18 protein-coding genes are annotated in these 16,429 nt (G+C 62.6%); 6 read left to right on the top strand and 12 right to left on the bottom strand.

What is annotated here, in order from left to right; all coding sequences use genetic code 11:
• Window positions 1-12 precede the first annotated feature (12 nt).
• Window positions 13-549 carry a phosphohydrolase gene (locus J2Y68_RS21650; protein WP_211710680.1) on the bottom strand — a complete coding sequence of 179 codons (537 nt, stop codon included), beginning with the start codon at window positions 547-549 and terminating at the stop codon, window positions 13-15.
• Between the two features lie 85 nt (window positions 550-634).
• Window positions 635-1,423, bottom strand: a complete 789-nt coding sequence (locus J2Y68_RS21645; protein WP_309996947.1) for an SDR family NAD(P)-dependent oxidoreductase — start codon at window positions 1,421-1,423, stop codon at window positions 635-637.
• 101 nt (window positions 1,424-1,524) lie between these two features.
• On the opposite strand from J2Y68_RS21645, the gene J2Y68_RS21640 reads away from it, so the two are divergent.
• A complete protein-coding gene (locus J2Y68_RS21640; protein WP_309996945.1) occupies window positions 1,525-2,139 on the top strand; it encodes a TetR/AcrR family transcriptional regulator in 615 nt (204 codons plus the stop codon).
• Between the two features lie 5 nt (window positions 2,140-2,144).
• On the opposite strand, the gene J2Y68_RS21635 is transcribed toward J2Y68_RS21640, so the two are convergent.
• Both J2Y68_RS21635 and gluQRS read right to left on the bottom strand, forming a co-directional pair.
• Entirely contained in the window at window positions 2,145-3,290 is a 1,146-nt protein-coding gene (locus J2Y68_RS21635; protein WP_309996942.1) for a serine hydrolase domain-containing protein, read from the bottom strand.
• A 25-nt stretch (window positions 3,291-3,315) separates the two neighbouring features.
• On the bottom strand, window positions 3,316-4,203 hold the full coding sequence (gene gluQRS / locus J2Y68_RS21630) for a tRNA glutamyl-Q(34) synthetase GluQRS (protein ID WP_309996940.1): 888 nt from the start codon (window positions 4,201-4,203) through the stop codon (window positions 3,316-3,318).
• Window positions 4,204-4,553: 350 nt separating this feature from the next.
• Here gluQRS and J2Y68_RS21625 point away from each other — a divergent pair, with 350 nt between their 5' ends.
• Complete coding sequence (locus tag J2Y68_RS21625; RefSeq protein ID WP_309997080.1) at window positions 4,554-5,012, top strand: Lrp/AsnC family transcriptional regulator; 459 nt, start codon at window positions 4,554-4,556, stop codon at window positions 5,010-5,012.
• A gap of 3 nt (window positions 5,013-5,015) precedes the next feature.
• Here the strand turns inward: J2Y68_RS21625 and J2Y68_RS21620 are convergent, their stop codons facing one another.
• Window positions 5,016-5,471: an Lrp/AsnC family transcriptional regulator gene (locus J2Y68_RS21620; RefSeq protein WP_309996938.1), complete on the bottom strand. Its 456-nt coding sequence runs from the start codon at window positions 5,469-5,471 to the stop codon at window positions 5,016-5,018.
• Window positions 5,472-5,575: 104 nt separating this feature from the next.
• Here J2Y68_RS21620 and J2Y68_RS21615 point away from each other — a divergent pair, with 104 nt between their 5' ends.
• The gene (locus J2Y68_RS21615) at window positions 5,576-6,232 is read left to right on the top strand and encodes a LysE family translocator (protein ID WP_309996936.1); all 657 of its coding nucleotides are present in this window, start codon (window positions 5,576-5,578) and stop codon (window positions 6,230-6,232) included.
• Here J2Y68_RS21615 and J2Y68_RS21610 read toward each other — a convergent pair.
• The 3 genes from J2Y68_RS21610 to J2Y68_RS21600 all read right to left on the bottom strand — a co-directional run bounded on the left by J2Y68_RS21610 (window position 6,229) and on the right by J2Y68_RS21600 (window position 8,133).
• Complete coding sequence (locus J2Y68_RS21610; protein ID WP_309996934.1) at window positions 6,229-6,696, bottom strand: SRPBCC family protein; 468 nt, start codon at window positions 6,694-6,696, stop codon at window positions 6,229-6,231. The genes J2Y68_RS21615 and J2Y68_RS21610 overlap by 4 nt on opposite strands.
• Before the next feature lie 15 nt (window positions 6,697-6,711).
• On the bottom strand, window positions 6,712-7,068 hold the full coding sequence (locus J2Y68_RS21605) for an ArsR/SmtB family transcription factor (protein ID WP_309996933.1): 357 nt from the start codon (window positions 7,066-7,068) through the stop codon (window positions 6,712-6,714).
• 93 nt (window positions 7,069-7,161) lie between these two features.
• Window positions 7,162-8,133 carry a hypothetical protein gene (locus J2Y68_RS21600; protein WP_309996931.1) on the bottom strand — a complete coding sequence of 324 codons (972 nt, stop codon included), beginning with the start codon at window positions 8,131-8,133 and terminating at the stop codon, window positions 7,162-7,164.
• Between the two features lie 157 nt (window positions 8,134-8,290).
• Here J2Y68_RS21600 and J2Y68_RS21595 point away from each other — a divergent pair, with 157 nt between their 5' ends.
• Window positions 8,291-8,770, top strand: a complete 480-nt coding sequence (locus J2Y68_RS21595; protein WP_309996929.1) for a DUF4383 domain-containing protein — start codon at window positions 8,291-8,293, stop codon at window positions 8,768-8,770.
• A gap of 164 nt (window positions 8,771-8,934) precedes the next feature.
• Here J2Y68_RS21595 and J2Y68_RS21590 read toward each other — a convergent pair whose 3' ends face one another.
• From J2Y68_RS21590 to J2Y68_RS21575, 4 genes are all read right to left on the bottom strand, one after another.
• Window positions 8,935-9,750 (bottom strand): IclR family transcriptional regulator, encoded by an 816-nt coding sequence (locus J2Y68_RS21590; RefSeq protein ID WP_309996927.1) that lies wholly within the window; start codon window positions 9,748-9,750, stop codon window positions 8,935-8,937.
• A 72-nt stretch (window positions 9,751-9,822) separates the two neighbouring features.
• Complete coding sequence (locus J2Y68_RS21585; protein ID WP_309996924.1) at window positions 9,823-11,079, bottom strand: aminopeptidase P family protein; 1,257 nt, start codon at window positions 11,077-11,079, stop codon at window positions 9,823-9,825.
• A gap of 28 nt (window positions 11,080-11,107) precedes the next feature.
• Window positions 11,108-12,472 (bottom strand): MFS transporter, encoded by a 1,365-nt coding sequence (locus J2Y68_RS21580; RefSeq protein ID WP_309996922.1) that lies wholly within the window; start codon window positions 12,470-12,472, stop codon window positions 11,108-11,110.
• Window positions 12,473-13,002: 530 nt separating this feature from the next.
• The gene (locus tag J2Y68_RS21575) at window positions 13,003-13,674 is read right to left on the bottom strand and encodes a GntR family transcriptional regulator (protein ID WP_309996920.1); all 672 of its coding nucleotides are present in this window, start codon (window positions 13,672-13,674) and stop codon (window positions 13,003-13,005) included.
• Window positions 13,675-13,824: 150 nt separating this feature from the next.
• On the opposite strand from J2Y68_RS21575, the gene glyA reads away from it, so the two are divergent.
• Window positions 13,825-15,198 (top strand): serine hydroxymethyltransferase, encoded by a 1,374-nt coding sequence (gene glyA, locus J2Y68_RS21570; protein WP_309996918.1) that lies wholly within the window; start codon window positions 13,825-13,827, stop codon window positions 15,196-15,198.
• Window positions 15,195-16,415 (top strand): sarcosine oxidase subunit beta family protein, encoded by a 1,221-nt coding sequence (locus J2Y68_RS21565; protein WP_309996916.1) that lies wholly within the window; start codon window positions 15,195-15,197, stop codon window positions 16,413-16,415. The genes glyA and J2Y68_RS21565 overlap by 4 nt, the downstream gene beginning before the upstream one ends.
• The last annotated feature ends 14 nt before the right edge of the window (window positions 16,416-16,429 follow it).

The raw sequence follows: 16,429 nt of genomic DNA, 5'->3' as shown, positions 1-16,429 counted from the left end.
CGGCAGGTCAGCCTATTCGGGAACGATCTCGTCCAGCTCCTGGAGCAGGTGCGGGTTGATCCGCTGCAGGATCAGCTCCACTTCCTCCCGGGGAACGGCCGTGTACAGGACCGGACGGGCATCGGCGTACCGCGTTGTGGGCGGCTTGTCAGGCCACTTTTCCGCGAGCGCCCTGACCCTTTCAGGCAGCGAGTTGTGTGCGTTGTCGGCGATTTTCACCAACGTGGCGTCGTGGTCCTCCGCTACGAAGCGTATGCCGGCGTCGTAATCGTCCGGATCGTCGTGGAAACGGCGCGTGACCCGTTCGATAATGTCCACGGCACGTTCGGAAACCCCCATGTCCAGCAGTGCTTGCCTGGTGATGGGCGTGTCCTCGGCGATGTCGTGAAGGTAGCCGGCGATCTGGATGTCCTCGTCAAAATCCGCGAGCGCGTCGCCAACGGCCAGGACATGCTCGCGATACGGGCGCTTGAGCTTGTCCTTCTGCCGGTTATGGGCCACCTCCGCCAGGACTTGGGCGGTCTCTACGGTGAAGCGTGGTTCGGTCATGTTGGCCTTCGGATGGGTGCGGCGCCGATGATGCTCGGTCCTGTCTTCAGGCTATCTGCTTCCCCGCAGGGACAACACCGGCGGGTCAGTCCTGGACAGCCCGCGCCGCGATGGCAACAGTGACAGCCCTGGGCAGGCGCTGCGCGAAACCGGCCGCGATGCGGTTGGCCCAGCCGGACACCACGCTGCCGGGTGTGCCCTTGCGGTCGAGTGCCTTGAGCGCGGTTCCGACAACCTGCCCGGAGGACTGCATGCGGCCTGCTGCTGCGGACTGGCTTCCCACGACGTCGAAGAATTCCGTGCGCGTTGCCCCGGGGCATAGGGCCAGGACGTTGAGCCCGGAATCCTTGGTCTCGTGGGCAACAGCTTCCGTGAAACTGAGAACGAATGCCTTGGTGGCTCCGTACACTGCCATTCCGGGGATGGGCTGGAACGCGGCAGTGCTGGCCACGTTGACCAGGGCTCCGGTTCCGGAGGTGAGCATACCGGGAAGGAAGGACCGGGTGATGCCGACCAAAGCGGCCACGTTGAGGGATATTTCGGAGGCAATGACATCCGGCACTTCCTCGACGAACGCCGAGTGGGTTCCGAAGCCGGCGTTATTGATCAGCGTGTCCACGGTGATTCCACGGCGGCTGACTTCCTCGAAGAGTTCCTGGCCCACGCCTGGGCGACCCAGGTCCATGGGAAGCACCGTGACCGTGACGCCGTGCTTGGAGCGGAGTTCCTTTGCAAGCTCTTCCATGCGGTCCGCACGCCGGGCGACCAGGACGAGGTTCGCACCCCGGGAAGCAAACTGCTGGGCGAACTCGGCACCGAGTCCTGAGCTGGCGCCTGTGATGAGCGCAGTGGTGCCTGAGTAGGTCATGGCCATGGTGAATCCAATCGGTTGAGGAGTAAGTGAAGTAGTCGCTGTCTACATGGTAGGCAGTGCCTACTTTGTTGTCAATGACTACTTTCATTTAGACTGGACTCATGACCCAGCAGCCCTACCATCACGGAAAGCTCCGCGAGGCCCTGCTGGCGCGCGCCATGGAGTCCATCGAGGAAGTCGGCGTGGATGGCTTGTCCCTGCGCCAGTTGGCGCGGGACGTGAACGTCAGCCACGGTGCCCCGGCCAAGCATTTCCGCGACAAACAGGCCCTGATCGATGCCTTGGCCCTGGCCGGCTTTGAGTTGATGAACAGCCTCATTCGTAACGCCTCGCAATCCAACCTTGAGCTGCGAAGCCGCTTCGTCGGCGTCGGGAAAGCGTACGTGGAGTTCGCCGTAGCCCATCCGGCCCTCCTGACCGTCATGTACTCCAGCAAGCACCATCCGGATTCCAGCGCTGAACTGCGAAGCACGGGCGAACAAGGAATCCATTTGGCCCAGGCCATGATCGTCGAAGGTCAGAAGGCCGGAGAGCTGGCCGAAGGCGACCCCGGGATATTGGCCACCGTGTGCTTCGTCAGCCTGCACGGAGCCGCCGTCCTTGCCGCAGGGAAACACTTGGACGGCACAACCGTGGACGACATCGTGAACGCCACCACGGACACACTGTGGGCCGGAATGGCCGCCGGTGTCCGCGCAGCGCAGTTCACGCCGTAGCTTTCCTACGCGGCGCATCCCTCGATCGCCTGGCGCACGGCTGAACTGAGCAGGAAGTTGCGGCAGCCCACTCCCCCAGGCTCGGCCTGCTGCGGCACGTATCCAAAGCCGAGTTCATACACAGGGTCCGCGAACCCCAAAGATGCGCTGGCGCCGTCGTGCCCGAACGCGAGGTAGCTGCCGAACGGCATCCGGCTGTGCGACTTCATGAAAACTGTGGCAAAGCAGCCGGTCTCCCCGAACACGCGGTCAATGCCGAACACCTGCTCAGCTGTCACTGTACGAATGGTTTCCTCCGTCAGGAGCGGTCCGACGGCGGGCTGGCCGCCACCCGCTGCGGCGTCACCGTCGCCGGCCAAACCAGTCAGCGCGGCAGCATAAATTCTGGCCATACCATCGGCGCTCGCGACACCCGCCGCGGAGCTCAGCCCCGCGGCCCGCACTTCCGGGATGTTCGGCAGGTCCAGAATGTCGCCCACTGCAGAATTCGCCGCCAGGCCGAAGTGGCTGGCAGGATCCACCCACGGCCATGACGGATCCGCGGCCCACCGGAAACGCGCAAACTTGGCGTCGTCGGTTTCCGGCAGACCCAAGTAGAAGTCCGCACCCGCAAGAGACCGGATTCGCTGCTCGAAGACCTGCTGCAGCTTGTAACCAGTGATTCGACGGCACAGCTCTTCCATGAAGATCCCGATGGTGAGCGCGTGGTAACCGAAGGCGGCCCCTGGCTTCCATAGCGGAGCAAGCGCTGCCAGCTTGGCCGCAGCGAGTTCAGAGTTGTTGACCTCCGCCAGAGTCAGTCCGCCTTCCACCCCCAGTAGCCCGGCCTGGTGGGACAGCAGCTGCGCGACGGTGATGGACTCCTTGCCTTGCGCACCAAACTCGGGCCAGTACTTGACCACCTCCGCGTCAAGATCCAGCACGCCATCCTGCACCAGCAACGCGATCACCAATCCAGCCATACCTTTTGAACAGGAGAAGACTCCGGTGACCGAATCAGGCCGGATGTGCGGACCGCCGCTGAGGTCCAGCACCTTAACGCCCCGATGGTAGGCCGCCACCTGCGCGGAATACTCGGGATCCTGGTCAAGAAAACGACCGAAGAGCTCGGCAACTGGTTCGAAACCCGGGGCGATCACTTGAGAGTGCATCCAGACAGCCTACTGGGACTGCGCTTCAGGCTGCGGGAGTTTTCCACACCCACGGCTCCCGGGGCAGCCGTGTGGGGTCGAAAAACGGGAGCGCACCCTGCAATGGACCTGCCGGCAGGCCGAGTGAATCGAGTATCAGGTCGCGAACACGTTCGGCAGGGATTCCGACGGCGGCGAGGTCGCCCAGCGTCACTGCGCCGTCGCGCTTGGCCAGCCTCACGCCGTCGTGGTTTACCACCAGGGGAACGTGGGCATATTCAGGCACCTGCAAACCAAGCAGCGTGGCCAGGTACGCCTGACGGGGGGTGGATGGGAGGAGGTCGTCTCCGCGCACCACTTGGTCGATTCCCTGATCGGCGTCGTCCACCACCACGGCCAGGTTGTAGGCCGTGACGCCATCGTTCCGGCGGAGGACGAAGTCGTCCACCATGCCCACGAATTTCCCGTTCAACTGGTCCTCAACAGCCCATTCCGCAACGTCCGAACGCAGGCGTATGGACGCCGGACGCGACGCCCTGCGGATCTCCCGTTCAGCGTGCGACAGCCGTCGGCACGTCCCCGGATACGCGCCCTGCGGAGCGTGCGGGGCCGAGGGAGCCTCCTGGATTTCCCGGCGCGTGCAGAAGCACTCGTAGGTGCGGCCCTCGGCCGTCAAGCGGGCGATCGCGTCGTCGTAGAGAGTGGTGCGCTCGGTCTGACGCACGACGGCGGCGTCCCACCCCACACCGACAGCCTGCAGATCGCGGAGCTGCTCAGCCTCCGCGCCAGACCGCGCACGGTCAAGGTCCTCGACGCGCAGCAGGAACGTCCGGGCGGTGGATTTCGCGAACAGCCAGGCAAGAACCGCCGTACGAAGGTTACCGACGTGCAGTTCGCCCGAAGGGCTCGGGGCGAAGCGTCCAGCGGAAGTCATGGTCCAAGCCTATGCGGCGGGGCGCGCGGGCCAGGCAACGCAAGAGCCCCTCAGCTACCGCAACGATCCGGTAGCTCAGGGGCTCTTACTTGCTGCCCGCACGAACGGGCGAGTGCAGAATGACAATGCTGTGAACAAGAGTCAATCAGCGGCTGCTTCTTTGCGGGAAGCCTGTACAGGGCTCCGGGTGGTGTTCCGGGTGCCTTGGCGCCGGGCCGGGATCAGCGGTAGCCTCTCCCTGCTTCGTTGCCACCATTTCAGCAGAAGGCATACAGTTGGAGCAACGGACAGTGACTTGATTGGTCGATTTGACCAGTCGGGCCAGGATAAGACGGCAGGAAGTGGTCACTTTGCAGGAACTGGATGCGACAGACCGTCGAATCCTCTCCGCGTTGGACGAAGACCCCCGGGTTCCCATCATGGTGCTTGCCCAAAAATTGCACCTTGCGCGCGGGACCGTTCAGTCCCGGCTGGAACGAATGACCGCATCCGGAGCCCTCCGCGCCAACAGCAGCCGTGTCCTGCCATCGGCCCTTGGCCGCGGGGTGGCGGCAGCGGTCAGTGCCGAACTCGACCAAAGCCATCTGAACGAAGCCATCGCCGCGCTGCGGAAGATCCCCGAAGTCCTGGAATGCCATGCTCCTGCAGGCGACACAGACCTCATCATCAGGGTTGTCGCCAAAAGCCCTGACGATCTCTACCGCGTATCCGAGGAAATCCGGCTATGTCCGGGGATCGTGCGCACCTCCACCAGCATGTTCCTCAGGGAAGTGATTCCGTACAGGACCACTGGCCTGTTGTCGGAGTAGTCACTAAACAGGCGGCCCGATGTTGGTCTTCAGGTTCTTCATGACCAGCGTCGACGTCAGCCGCTCCACCGCTGGCAGCGCTGCGAGTTCATCGTCGTAAAAGCGCTGGTAGGCAGGCAAGTCCGCTGCGATGACTTTCAGCAGATAGTCCGGAGAGCCGAAAAGCCGCTGCGCCTCCACAATGTTGGGGCTTGCTGTGACGCGCTCCTCGAACTCCGCCATGATGGTGCGCTCGACCTGGCGCAGGGTGACGAAGACGATGGCCTCAAATCCCAGGCCCAGAGCCGCGGGATCGATATCCGCACGGTACCCGCGAATCACTCCGGTGGTCTCCAGATCCCGCAACCGGCGATGGCACGGCGCCACGGTCAAGCCCACCTTCGAGGCGAGGGCCGTGGCAGTCATTCTGCCGTCTTCGCGAAGGTGCCGCAAAATACTTCTGTCTATTCCATCGATCACGCAATGATCTTACTCAAGTATCCGGATTTTGAGCGAAATAGGGGAACACTTATGGTCCTGTTTTGCCTAGAGTTTTCCTAGCTCAACAATCTTTGGAGAACCCCGTGAATCCGCAGCTCTTCCTCGCCTTCATCCTCGTGGCGGTCACCTTGGCCTGCACCCCAGGCGTCGACTGGGCGTACTCCATTTCCGCAGGGCTACGCCAGCGCAGCTTCGTCCCGGCAGTCGCCGGATTGTGCAGCGGCTACGTCATCCACACTCTGCTGATGGCGGCAGGTTTGGCAGCACTCTTGGCGGGTGTTCCCGGACTTCTGGGCTGGCTCACCGTCGCGGGGGCCGGTTACCTGTTGTGGCTCGGCGTCTCAACCATCCGCTCATGGCGAGGCGCCAGCTTCAGTGCGGAAGACGGCGTCGTGCATTCCGGCAACCAGCTCCGGACGTTCCTGCAAGGGATGGGCACCAGCGGCATCAACCCCAAAGGCCTGCTGTTCTTCGTGGCGCTGGTGCCGCAGTTCGTGAGCCCCGAAGCAGCGCTTCCCGTCCCCGTACAGTCCGGCTTGCTGGGCCTGACATTCGTGCTCCTTGCGGCAATGGTCTACACCGCTGTGGCTTTGACATCGCGGAAACTGCTGGCGTCACGGCCCGGCGCCGCCAGGGTGGTCACTCTGGTCAGCGGGATCATCATGATCGGACTGGGGGCAGTGCTGTTGTCCGAACAACTGCTTCCGTTGACGCAGGCCTGGGCAAACGCTCCAGCCTAGGCGGCAAGCAACTCGTCGAGCCGCTCATAGCCCTCGATCACGCCGTAGTTCATCCCGGTTGCCAGTGCCATGTCGCGCGCTTCCACCGAGGGGTAGACCTCGTGGGCCTGCATCCGGGTACGGCCGTCCACCTCTTCGAAAGTCGTGGTGCTGATAACCACCTGGTTCGGAGCGCCGTCAAACTCCGACGTCATGATGATCAGTGCGTCAGCTTCCACCGTGTGGAAGACGCCGCGGAAAGAAAACGGGTTGGTGACGTCGCCGTTTTCGTAGCGCCAGCTGCCACCGGTCACCGCGTTGTACTGGGTGATGTTCATGGACGTGCTGCGGGGGCCCAGCCATTTGGCCAGGAGATCCGGATCCACATGGGCCTTGAAAACCGCACTGATCGGTGCATCAAAGTCCCGGACCGTGTCGACGAACGGAACGCCGTCGCTTGCGGGGATGGTGGTTGGATTGCTCATTTCAGTTCCTCTTCCCTATTTCTCCGCGGCCCCCGCGGGACGGTTGTCAGCCAGGAGTTCGTCGAGTAGCCGAAAGCGACGCTCGGCGATCAACCGGTACTGGTCCAGCCAGGCCGTCAGCCGCTCAAGGGCAGCGGAGTCGAGGTGCACGGGGCGGCGCTGCGCGTCGCGTGAACGCGTCACCAACCCTGCCTGCTCGAGGACCTGGATGTGCTTGGAAACCGCTTGTTTAGTAATGGCGAAAGGTTCTGCGAGTTCATTGACTGTGGCGTCACTCCGGGAAAGACGGGCCACAATCGCCCGCCGCACGGGATCGGCCAAGGCCATGAAGGCCCTGTCCAACGCTTCAGGGCCCAGTTCTGCCGGGTCCATACCCCACTCAACCTTTCGTAATCAACCTTCGGCTTTATCAACCTCTAGGTTGAATACAACTTTACGCCTGTGTCCACAGGTACGCAATGGGCGTTACTCGCCGCCGAGCTGCCTAAAATCGTTCTCCCACAAGCGACGCATCTCCGCGTCCTTGCGGATGACTTCCAGCGTCTCCAGTTCCTCAGGAGGAGCAGGCCGTTTGGACCACGGCGTCAAGGTTCGACGCCCCTGGTCCAGCGCCAACAAAGCCCGATCAGTCAGGGCGTCATTCCGCAGCACCAGGCTGGTCTTACGGCGGCGAAGGACTTCCTTCAGGGCAGCCTGCGCGGAGTCCATATCACCCCGCGCGCGTTGCGACCGCGCCCGGATGAGGAGCAACGCTGCCGAGAGATCGTCCGTATTCAACAAACCCTCGGTCCACAACACCACGTCACGGTGGCGACCCAGCGAATAGGCCGCCGTGCAGCGCGCCAACGCAGAAGGCAACGACGGCGGCAAACCCACCACCGCTTCCAAGGCCGACTCCGTCATCCCCATCTCCCTGAGGCAATGGGACAACGACAGGAACACTGACTCCTCGCTGAACAAAACCGGCACCTCAATGCGTTCGGCAACCTCCACCCGGGTGACCACCTGCCCAAGGTAGATGGACGAGAACTGGCTCGCGTCGTCGTCGATCCTTGTTGTTAAGCCGCGCTGCAACAGTTCCGAAGCGCGCAGGTAACCGCCATGCTTGTAGGTCAACAGCCCAGCCATCACAAGGCACAACCCCGCCCACCCCGGATACATCCGGCCAAGGGCGAGGAGCCGCTCGGGCTCCGTGGACGTGAAAACGGCGTCATGCATGGCCTTGGCGGGCCTGGACGACAACACCCTCAGCCGGGGGACGTTTCCAATCACGGAAATCCTCGCCTGATCCCTTCCACTGAGCACCCCGGACAGCACTCCGCCCACGCCATCCGCGAGTCCCCGGACAGGGGTGCGGACATGGCCGTCGCGGAAAGGCGTGAAATCCCGGGTGTCGTGGAAGATCGTGTGCACGCGTCCATGGGGAGCTTGGCTCATAAAACCATGCTAACCGTCGCTGAACCGGGCCCATGCCCCCTGCTATCGGAGGCATTTCAGGAGTATTATGGCGGCGTCGGCAAGGTTTTGCCACACCCCTTGCCGCAGGTCGGCTCTCCATGAGAAGAGCCGGATAACCGCGTGAAAGGGAGGACTGATGACCACCGCTTCGCACCCCGCCGAACACCACCACATGATGGGGTTGACACTTCGCAACACCGCCATGGGCGTTGGCATTGTATTTCTGCTGGTTGGTGTCCTGGGCTTCATCCCGGGAATTACCACCAATTACGGCGCCATGACCTTTGCGGGACATGATTCCGGCGCCATGCTGCTTGGAGTCTTCCAAGTGTCCATACTCCACAACATCGTCCATCTGCTGTTTGGCGCGGCCGGCTTGGCCATGGCAAGGAACGCACGCATGGCCCGCCTGTTCCTCCTCGGCGGCGGCGCCGTGTACATCGTTCTTTGGATCTACGGCCTGGTCATCAACCAGGAAACAGGCGCCAACTTCGTCCCGTTCAACACTGCTGACAACTGGCTGCACCTGATCCTTGGCGTTGCCATGATCGGTTTGGGCGTTTGGCTCGGCCGGGATGCAATGGACGAGGCACCCTCTGCGCGAAGGAGCATGTAGGTCTTCCGCGCGCCATATTAATCAACGACGGCGGCTGCTCCCCCTTAGCGGGACGGCCGCCGTACCGTTGGGCTACCCCCCAACGCTCACTCACATCCCACCGGCTTCCCCCCAACGCTTACTCACATCCCACCGGCTTCCGCCCAACGCTCACTCACACCCACCTAGCGCGGGGCGCGCCCACCCAGGCGGGCAGTGACCTTGGCCGCCGCCCCGGCACACGCCTCCCCCAAGCTGGCCAGGACGTCTTGCGAGACCCGGAACTTGGGGGCAGGGATCAGTACGGAGGCCACAATGTCGCCGCGGTGATCGTAGACCGGGGAAGCCACGCCTACTTCCTCAATTGACGTCTCCCCAAAGTTCACTGACCACCCACGCTGCGCCGATTCCTCTAACCGGCCAAGGTAGGCCTCCATGGCGGCATCATCCAATCCAGGAAGAGTAATCGAACCACTACGCAGCAGTTGACGCACCCGGTCCTTGTTCTCCGCCGCCAGGAACACCTGGACCGAGGAGCTCAGTGCCTCGCTATAGCGCGCTCCCAGCGGGGCAAGGTGCTTGACCTGGTGCCGGCTGGGGATCTGCTCCACGCACATGGACTCGACGCCGTTCCACACCATCAGCGCACTGGTCTCACCTGTGCGTTCAGTCAGTTCGCGCAGAACGGGGTAGGCGACGCGGCGCTCTTCGAGTTCCGCCAGGAGGGGGCCTGCCATGGCGATCATCCCCAGCCCCAAGCGGAACCGGCGCGAATCGGCGTCGCGCTCCACCAGGTTCTCCTGCTCCAAAGTGGCCAGGATCCTTGACACGGTGCTCTTGTGCAGACCGACGCGGCCCGCGATTTCCGTAACCCCCAGAAGCGGTTCGTCGGCGGTAAAGCTCCGGAGCACGGCGATGGCGTTGACAATGACCGAGGTGCTTTTGCTGTCACCATTGCTGTTGCTGTTTTCAGGAGCGTCGCTGGATTCCGTGGGAGTCATGGGTTCACTATATTTCGCTGGTGAAGGGGCGAATGGCCGGTGGACACCACGCCGTGTCCACCGGCCTGGTCACTAGGCTCCGATGATGTTGTGTTCGGGACCGAACGGGAACTTGGTGATGTTCTCCGCGCCGCCCTCACCCACCACCAGGATGTCGTGCTCGCGGTAGCCACCGGCGCCCGGCTGTCCGTCCAGCACCGTGATCATCGGCTCCATGGAAACCACCATGCCCGGTTCCAGCACAGTGTCGATGTCCTCGCGGAGTTCAAGACCGGCTTCGCGTCCGTAGTAGTGGCTGAGCACACCGAACGAGTGGCCGTAGCCGAACGTCCTATTGGCCAGGAGTCCATGGCTGATGTAGATCTCGTTAAGCTCGGCGGCAATGTCCTTGCACACTGCGCCCGGCTTGATGAGTTCCAAACCACGCTTGTGGACTTCTACGTTGATGTTCCACAGCTCCAGTGAGCGGGCATCCGGTTCGCCGTAGAACAGGGTACGTTCCAGTGCGGTGTAGTAGCCGCTGGTCATGGGGAAGCAGTTCAAGGACAGGATGTCGTGTTCCTGGATCTTGCGGGTTGTTGCCCAGTTGTGGGCGCCGTCGGTGTTGATGCCGGACTGGAACCAAACCCACGTATCGCGGATTTCGGAGTCCGGGAAGGTGCGGGCGATCTCGTGGACCATGGCTTCGGTGCCGATCAAGGCAACCTCGTACTCGGTAATGCCGGCCGTGATGGCGTTGCGGACGGCTTCGCCACCGAGATCGCCGATCCGGGCTCCGTGCTTGATGACCGCGATTTCTTCGTCGGACTTGATCATGCGCTGGCGCATGGCAGCCTGGGCAACGTCCACCAGCGTCGTTCCGGAGAACGCGGCTTGGATTTTGTTGCGGTTATCCAGCGGCAGGGAGTCATCTTCAACGCCGATGCGGCGCGGGTTGATGCCGCGGGTCCGCAGGACCTCCTGGATGGCGTGGATGTAGTTGTCACGGCGCCAGTCCGTATACACGAGGTTGTCGCCGTAGCTGCGGCGCCAAGGCATACCGGCGTCGATGTTTGCCGTGATGGTGACGGTGTCATCCTTGGTGACCACCATGCCGTAGGAACGTCCGAAGTAGGTGAAGAGGAAATCGGAGTAGTACTTGATGGAGTGGTAGCTGGTGAGGATGACGGCGTCGAGGTCCTTCTCGGCCATGATTCCCCGGAGGCCGGCGAGGCGACGTTCGAACTCGGCGTCGGAGAAGGTCAGCGAAACTTTTTCGCCGTTGTTCAGGACCTTGGTGCGCTCTAGTTTGGCGACATCGTTGACGGACTCGTTCTGGGTGATGGTCATGATCTTTCCTTTCAATGGGTTGGTTGTTCTAGTCCTGGAGCAGGGGCTTCTTGGAGGACTCCGTGGCAAACAGGACCGCGATGAGGGAAACCAGGGCGGCAGCCACGAGGTACCAACCGGGAGCCAGTTGGTTGTGGGTCATGCCGATAAGAAGGGTGGCCATGAACGGCGCGGTGCCACCGAACAGGGCGTTGGAGAGGTTGAAGCTGACGGCAAATCCGGTGTAGCGGACTTTGGTGGGGAAAAGTTCGGCGAGGAAGCTCGGGAGCGTGCCGTCATTGAGCGTGAGCATTCCACCCAACAGGATCTGCACCAGCACGATCACCAGGAAGTTGCGGGTGTCCAGGAGCATGAACGCCGGCACCGTCAGCAGCACGAACAGAACCGAGGCAGTGATGAGCATCCGCTTCCGGCCGAACTTGTCCGACGCCATGCCGGTCAGGAAGATGAAGCCGATGTAACTGGCCAGGGCGATGGTGGTGGCAAGGAACGACTCCGTTGCGCCAAAGCCCAGCTCCTCCGAGAGATAAGTGGGCATGTAGCTGAGGATCACGTAGAAGCCCACCGCGTTCAGCAACACCGCGCCCGTGGCAATGATGAGTTGCGTCCGGTACGTCCTGAACATGGCGAAAGCGGGGGCCTTGACCGCGTTGTCCTTGGCCGCGAGCTCCCGGAACGCTGGAGTGTCCTCAAGCTTGGTCCGGATATACCGGCCGATCAATCCCATGGGCGCAGCCAACAGGAACGGCAGGCGCCAGCCCCACTCGTTCAGCTGTTCTGTGGTGAGGATTGAACTCAGCAGGGCGGCCAGTAACGATCCCAGCAGCAGGCCCGCTGCGGTACTGGCAGGCACGACGGCGGCATAGAGTCCGCGACGGTTCGCCGGCGCATACTCCACCAGGAAAGCTGACGCCCCGGCGTACTCCCCTGCTGCGGAGAAGCCTTGGATGACGCGCACCAGCAGGAGCAGGATGGGCGCCATCACGCCAATAGTGGCGTAGCCGGGTATAAGTGCGATGCAGAACGTGGCTATTGACATCAGGACGATTGACAGGCTTAGCGCTTGCTTGCGGCCCAGCTTGTCCCCGATGTGGCCCCAGATGAAACCACCCAGGGGTCGGACAAAGAAGCTGATGGCAAAGACGCCGAAAGTTGCGAGCAGGGCCGTCTGGCGGTCCGACTCGGGGAAGAAAACAGAAGAAATGATGCCGGCCAGGTATCCGTACACCGCGTAGTCGAACCACTCGACAAAGTTGCCGATGAAGCTCGCGGTGACCACTCGCCGTCGAGTGTCCTTGCTGACTGTGTTGTTGGGGCTGTGTTTGAGGGTGTGGTTGGGGCCGGAGGCGGAGGAAGTGCCTTGCTCGGCTGCCACAGAGGGTTCATTGCTCATGTGTCCACCAAAATCATTGGGGTTGCATTCAACGCAACGCTGTTGCACCAGAGTATGTGTGTGGTGGATCACGGTCAAGGGGAACTTCTAGATCAGTTTGTGAGTGAATCCAGTTTCAGAGCGCTAAGAGATTGGCGCAAAGGTTGCACTGAACGGTTCCATGTTGCACTTATCGCTCGATCCCACTCCAGGCCCCACGGCTTGGCAACGTCAGATCCGATGCTGCAGCCCGTGTGGACCCGCGGTATGTGAGAGAGCGATCAGCTCAAGCAGGCGGGATGCGAGAGAGCGATCAGCTCAAACAGGCGGGATGTGAGAGAGCGATCAGCCCAAACAGGCGGAACCTGAGAGAGCGATCAGCTCAAGCAGGCGGGATGTGAGAGAGCGTCGGAAGGGGGCGGGGGTATCCGGCAGCGCGCGCCTAAGGGAGGAACGACCGAGCGCGCAGAGGATAGCCCCGCCCTCTTAGCCCCCACCGACACGGGACCTGAGAGAGCGATCGGCTCAAGCCGGCGGGATGTGAGGGAGGGTCAGAGGACCTTGCGGATGGTCTCTTCGAAGCTGACTACGTGGTGCAGGGCGAGGTCGGCGGCGCGGTCTTCGTCGCCGTCGGCAATGGCGGTGAGCAAGTCGGCATGCTCGGAGATGTGCCCTGAGACGGAGGGCATTTTCTCGAGCATGTGGCACCAGATGCGGGTGGCAAGGTTGTCATAGCGAATGAGGACGTCCTCGAGGTGCGCGTTGGCCGAAGCTTTGTAAATGAGCCGGTGCACCTGGATGTCGTAGCGCATGAGTTCCTGCGAGGTGTTGTCCTGCCCTTCAAGCTCCCGGATCGCAGTGGCAACGGAGCGTAGCTCCGCGCGCATCGCAGGGCTGGCCATGCGCGCGGCTTTCCGGGAGGCCAACGGCTCCAGCAGCTCACGGATTTCGGACACTTCAGCCAGCTGGGTGATGTCCACGCCGGTGGCGAACGTTCCGCGCCGGGGATAGGAGACCACCAGGTGATCGCTTTCGAGGCGTTTGATGGCTTCGCGCACAGGGGTGCGCCCAATACCGAGTTCGGTGGCGATTTGTCCGTCATTGATGGGATCGCCGGGTTTGATGTCGAGCATGATGAGCCTGTCGCGCAGCAGCAGGTAGGCGTTCTCGGCGAGGGACGTACCCTGCGGAGCTGATTCCAGTGCTTCCAAAGCTGCGCTCATTGCTCTCTCCCGTTGTCGCAATCCTTGTCTGTTGGATGAGTTACCCAAGACCTGTTGACGACTATGTGATCTCCAACATACTATGGCAACAGTTCTAATATATCAGTTGCCGAACAGACGGCCACTAGACACTCGTCGAAGGAGAACACCATGGTTGAACCGCTGATCCGGCCGCTCGCACAGGCGGACCCGGAGGTCGATCAGGCGATCGCCCGCGAACTCATCCGCCAGCAGTCCACCCTGGAAATGATCGCCTCTGAAAACTTCGCCCCCACGGCCGTCATGGAAGCCCAAGGCTCGGTGCTGACCAACAAGTACGCCGAGGGCTACCCTGGCAAGCGCTACTACGGCGGCTGCGAACACGTCGATGTCATTGAACAACTGGCCATCGACCGCCTGAAGTCCTTGTTTGGCGCGGAATTCGCGAACGTCCAGCCGCACTCAGGCGCCCAGGCCAACGCTTCGGCGATGCACGCACTGATCAACGCGGGCGACACCATCATGGGCCTCAACCTTGCCCACGGTGGCCACCTGACCCACGGCATGCGGATCAACTTCTCCGGCAAGCTCTACAAGGTTGTTCCTTACGGCGTCCGTGAGGACACCCACACCGTAGACATGGCAGAGGTTGAAGCGCTGGCACAGGAGCACAAGCCTCAGTTGATCGTGGCTGGCTGGTCCGCGTACTCCCGCCACCTCGACTTCGCCGAGTTCCGCCGCATCGCCGACTCCGTAGGCGCCTACCTCATGGTGGACATGGCCCACTTCGCCGGTCTCGTCGCGGCCGGCTTGCACCCCAGCCCGGTCCCGCACGCACACATCGTCACCAGCACCACCCACAAGACCCTTGGCGGCCCACGCGGTGGCGTGATCCTGACCAACGACGCCGACATCGCCAAGAAGGTTAACTCGGCAGTCTTCCCCGGCCAGCAGGGCGGCCCGCTGGAACACGTCATCGCTGCCAAGGCCGTTGCTTTCAAGATGGCTGCGGAACCCGAGTTCCAGGAACGCCAGGTCCGCGTCCTTGAAGGCTCCAAGCTCTTGGCCCAGCGCCTCCTGCAAGACGACGTAGCCGCGGCGGGAATTTCCGTGGTCAGCGGCGGAACCGACGTCCACCTGGTGCTCGCTGACCTCCGTCATTCGGTACTCAACGGCCAGCAGGCCGAGGACACGCTGCATCGCATCGGCATCACGGTCAACCGCAACGCCGTCCCGTTCGATCCCCGCCCGCCGATGGTCTCCTCCGGCCTTCGCATCGGCACTCCGGCACTCGCCGCCCGCGGCTTCGCCGCTGACGACTTCGCTGAAGTCGCGGACATTATTGCGACGGCGTTGATCGCCGCAGCAAACAACAGCACCACGGCGGACGGTACACAAGAAGGCGACGACACCTTGGACGAGGCCACCGCCGTCGAACTCCGCAACCGCGTCACCGCCTTGGCGGACAAGTTCCCCCTCTACCCGCACCTGAACAACGGCAATGGCGCCGAACGTGAAGCAGAACTGATTGGAGCAGCCAAGTGAGTGCAGACCACCTCCCCGAACACCCGGACTTCCTCTGGCGCAACCCGGACCCGAAGAAGAGCTACGACGCCGTGATTGTGGGCGGCGGCGGGCACGGCCTGGCCACTGCGTACTTCCTGGCCAAGAACCACGGGATGACGAACATCGCCATCCTGGAAAAGGGCTGGCTGGCCGGTGGAAACATGGCCCGAAACACCACCATCATCCGTTCCAACTACCTCTGGGACGAGAGCGCGGCCATCTACGAGCACGCCCTCAAGCTCTGGGAGATCCTGCCCGAAGAGCTCGAGTATGACTTCCTGTTCAGCCAGCGCGGCGTCATGAACCTTGCCCACACCCTGGGTGATGTCCGCGAAAGCGTTCGCCGTGTGGGTGCCAACCGGCTCAACGGCGTGGACGCAGAATGGCTGGACCCGCAGCAGGTCAAGGAACTCTGCCCCATCCTGAACATCAAAGACAACATCCGCTACCCCGTCATGGGTGCCACGTACCAGCCACGCGCAGGCATCGCCAAGCACGACCACGTGGCGTGGGCCTTCGCACGCAAGTGCGATGAACTCGGCGTGGACATCATCCAGAACTGCGAAGTCACCGGCTTCATCAAGGACGGCAACCGCGTCACTGGAGTCCAGACCACCCGCGGAACCATCAACACCGAAAAGGTGGGCCTCTGCGCCGCCGGCCACAGCTCAGTCCTGGCCGAGATGGCCGGCTTCCGCCTGCCGATCCAGTCGCACCCGCTCCAGGCACTGGTGTCCGAACTGCACGAGCCGGTCCACCCCACAGTCGTCATGTCCAACCACGTCCACGTCTACGTCTCCCAGGCTCACAAGGGCGAACTGGTGATGGGCGCCGGCGTGGACTCCTACAACGGCTACGGACAGCGCGGCTCGTTCCACGTGATCGAAGAGCAGATGGCAGCAGCTGTTGAGCTCTTCCCGATCTTCGCCCGGGCACACGTCCTCCGGACCTGGGGCGGCATTGTGGACACCACACTGGACGCCTCGCCGATCGTGGGGCTGAGCCCCGTGGAGAACATGTTCGTCAACTGTGGTTGGGGAACCGGCGGTTTCAAGGGCACTCCCGCGGCGGGCCTGACCTTCGCGCACACCATTGCTACCGGCGCTCCGCACCAGCTGAACAAGCCGTTTGCACTGGAACGCTTCGAGACCGGCGCCCTGATCGACGAACACGGCGCCGCAGCCGTAGCCCACTAGCCAGCACAGGACAG

Source organism: Paenarthrobacter nitroguajacolicus, assembly GCF_031455195.1.
Classification (GTDB): domain Bacteria; phylum Actinomycetota; class Actinomycetes; order Actinomycetales; family Micrococcaceae; genus Arthrobacter; species Arthrobacter nitroguajacolicus_D.
The sequence above is the reverse complement of the archived record's forward strand: the minus strand, read 5'-3'. Positions and strand labels throughout refer to the sequence as shown.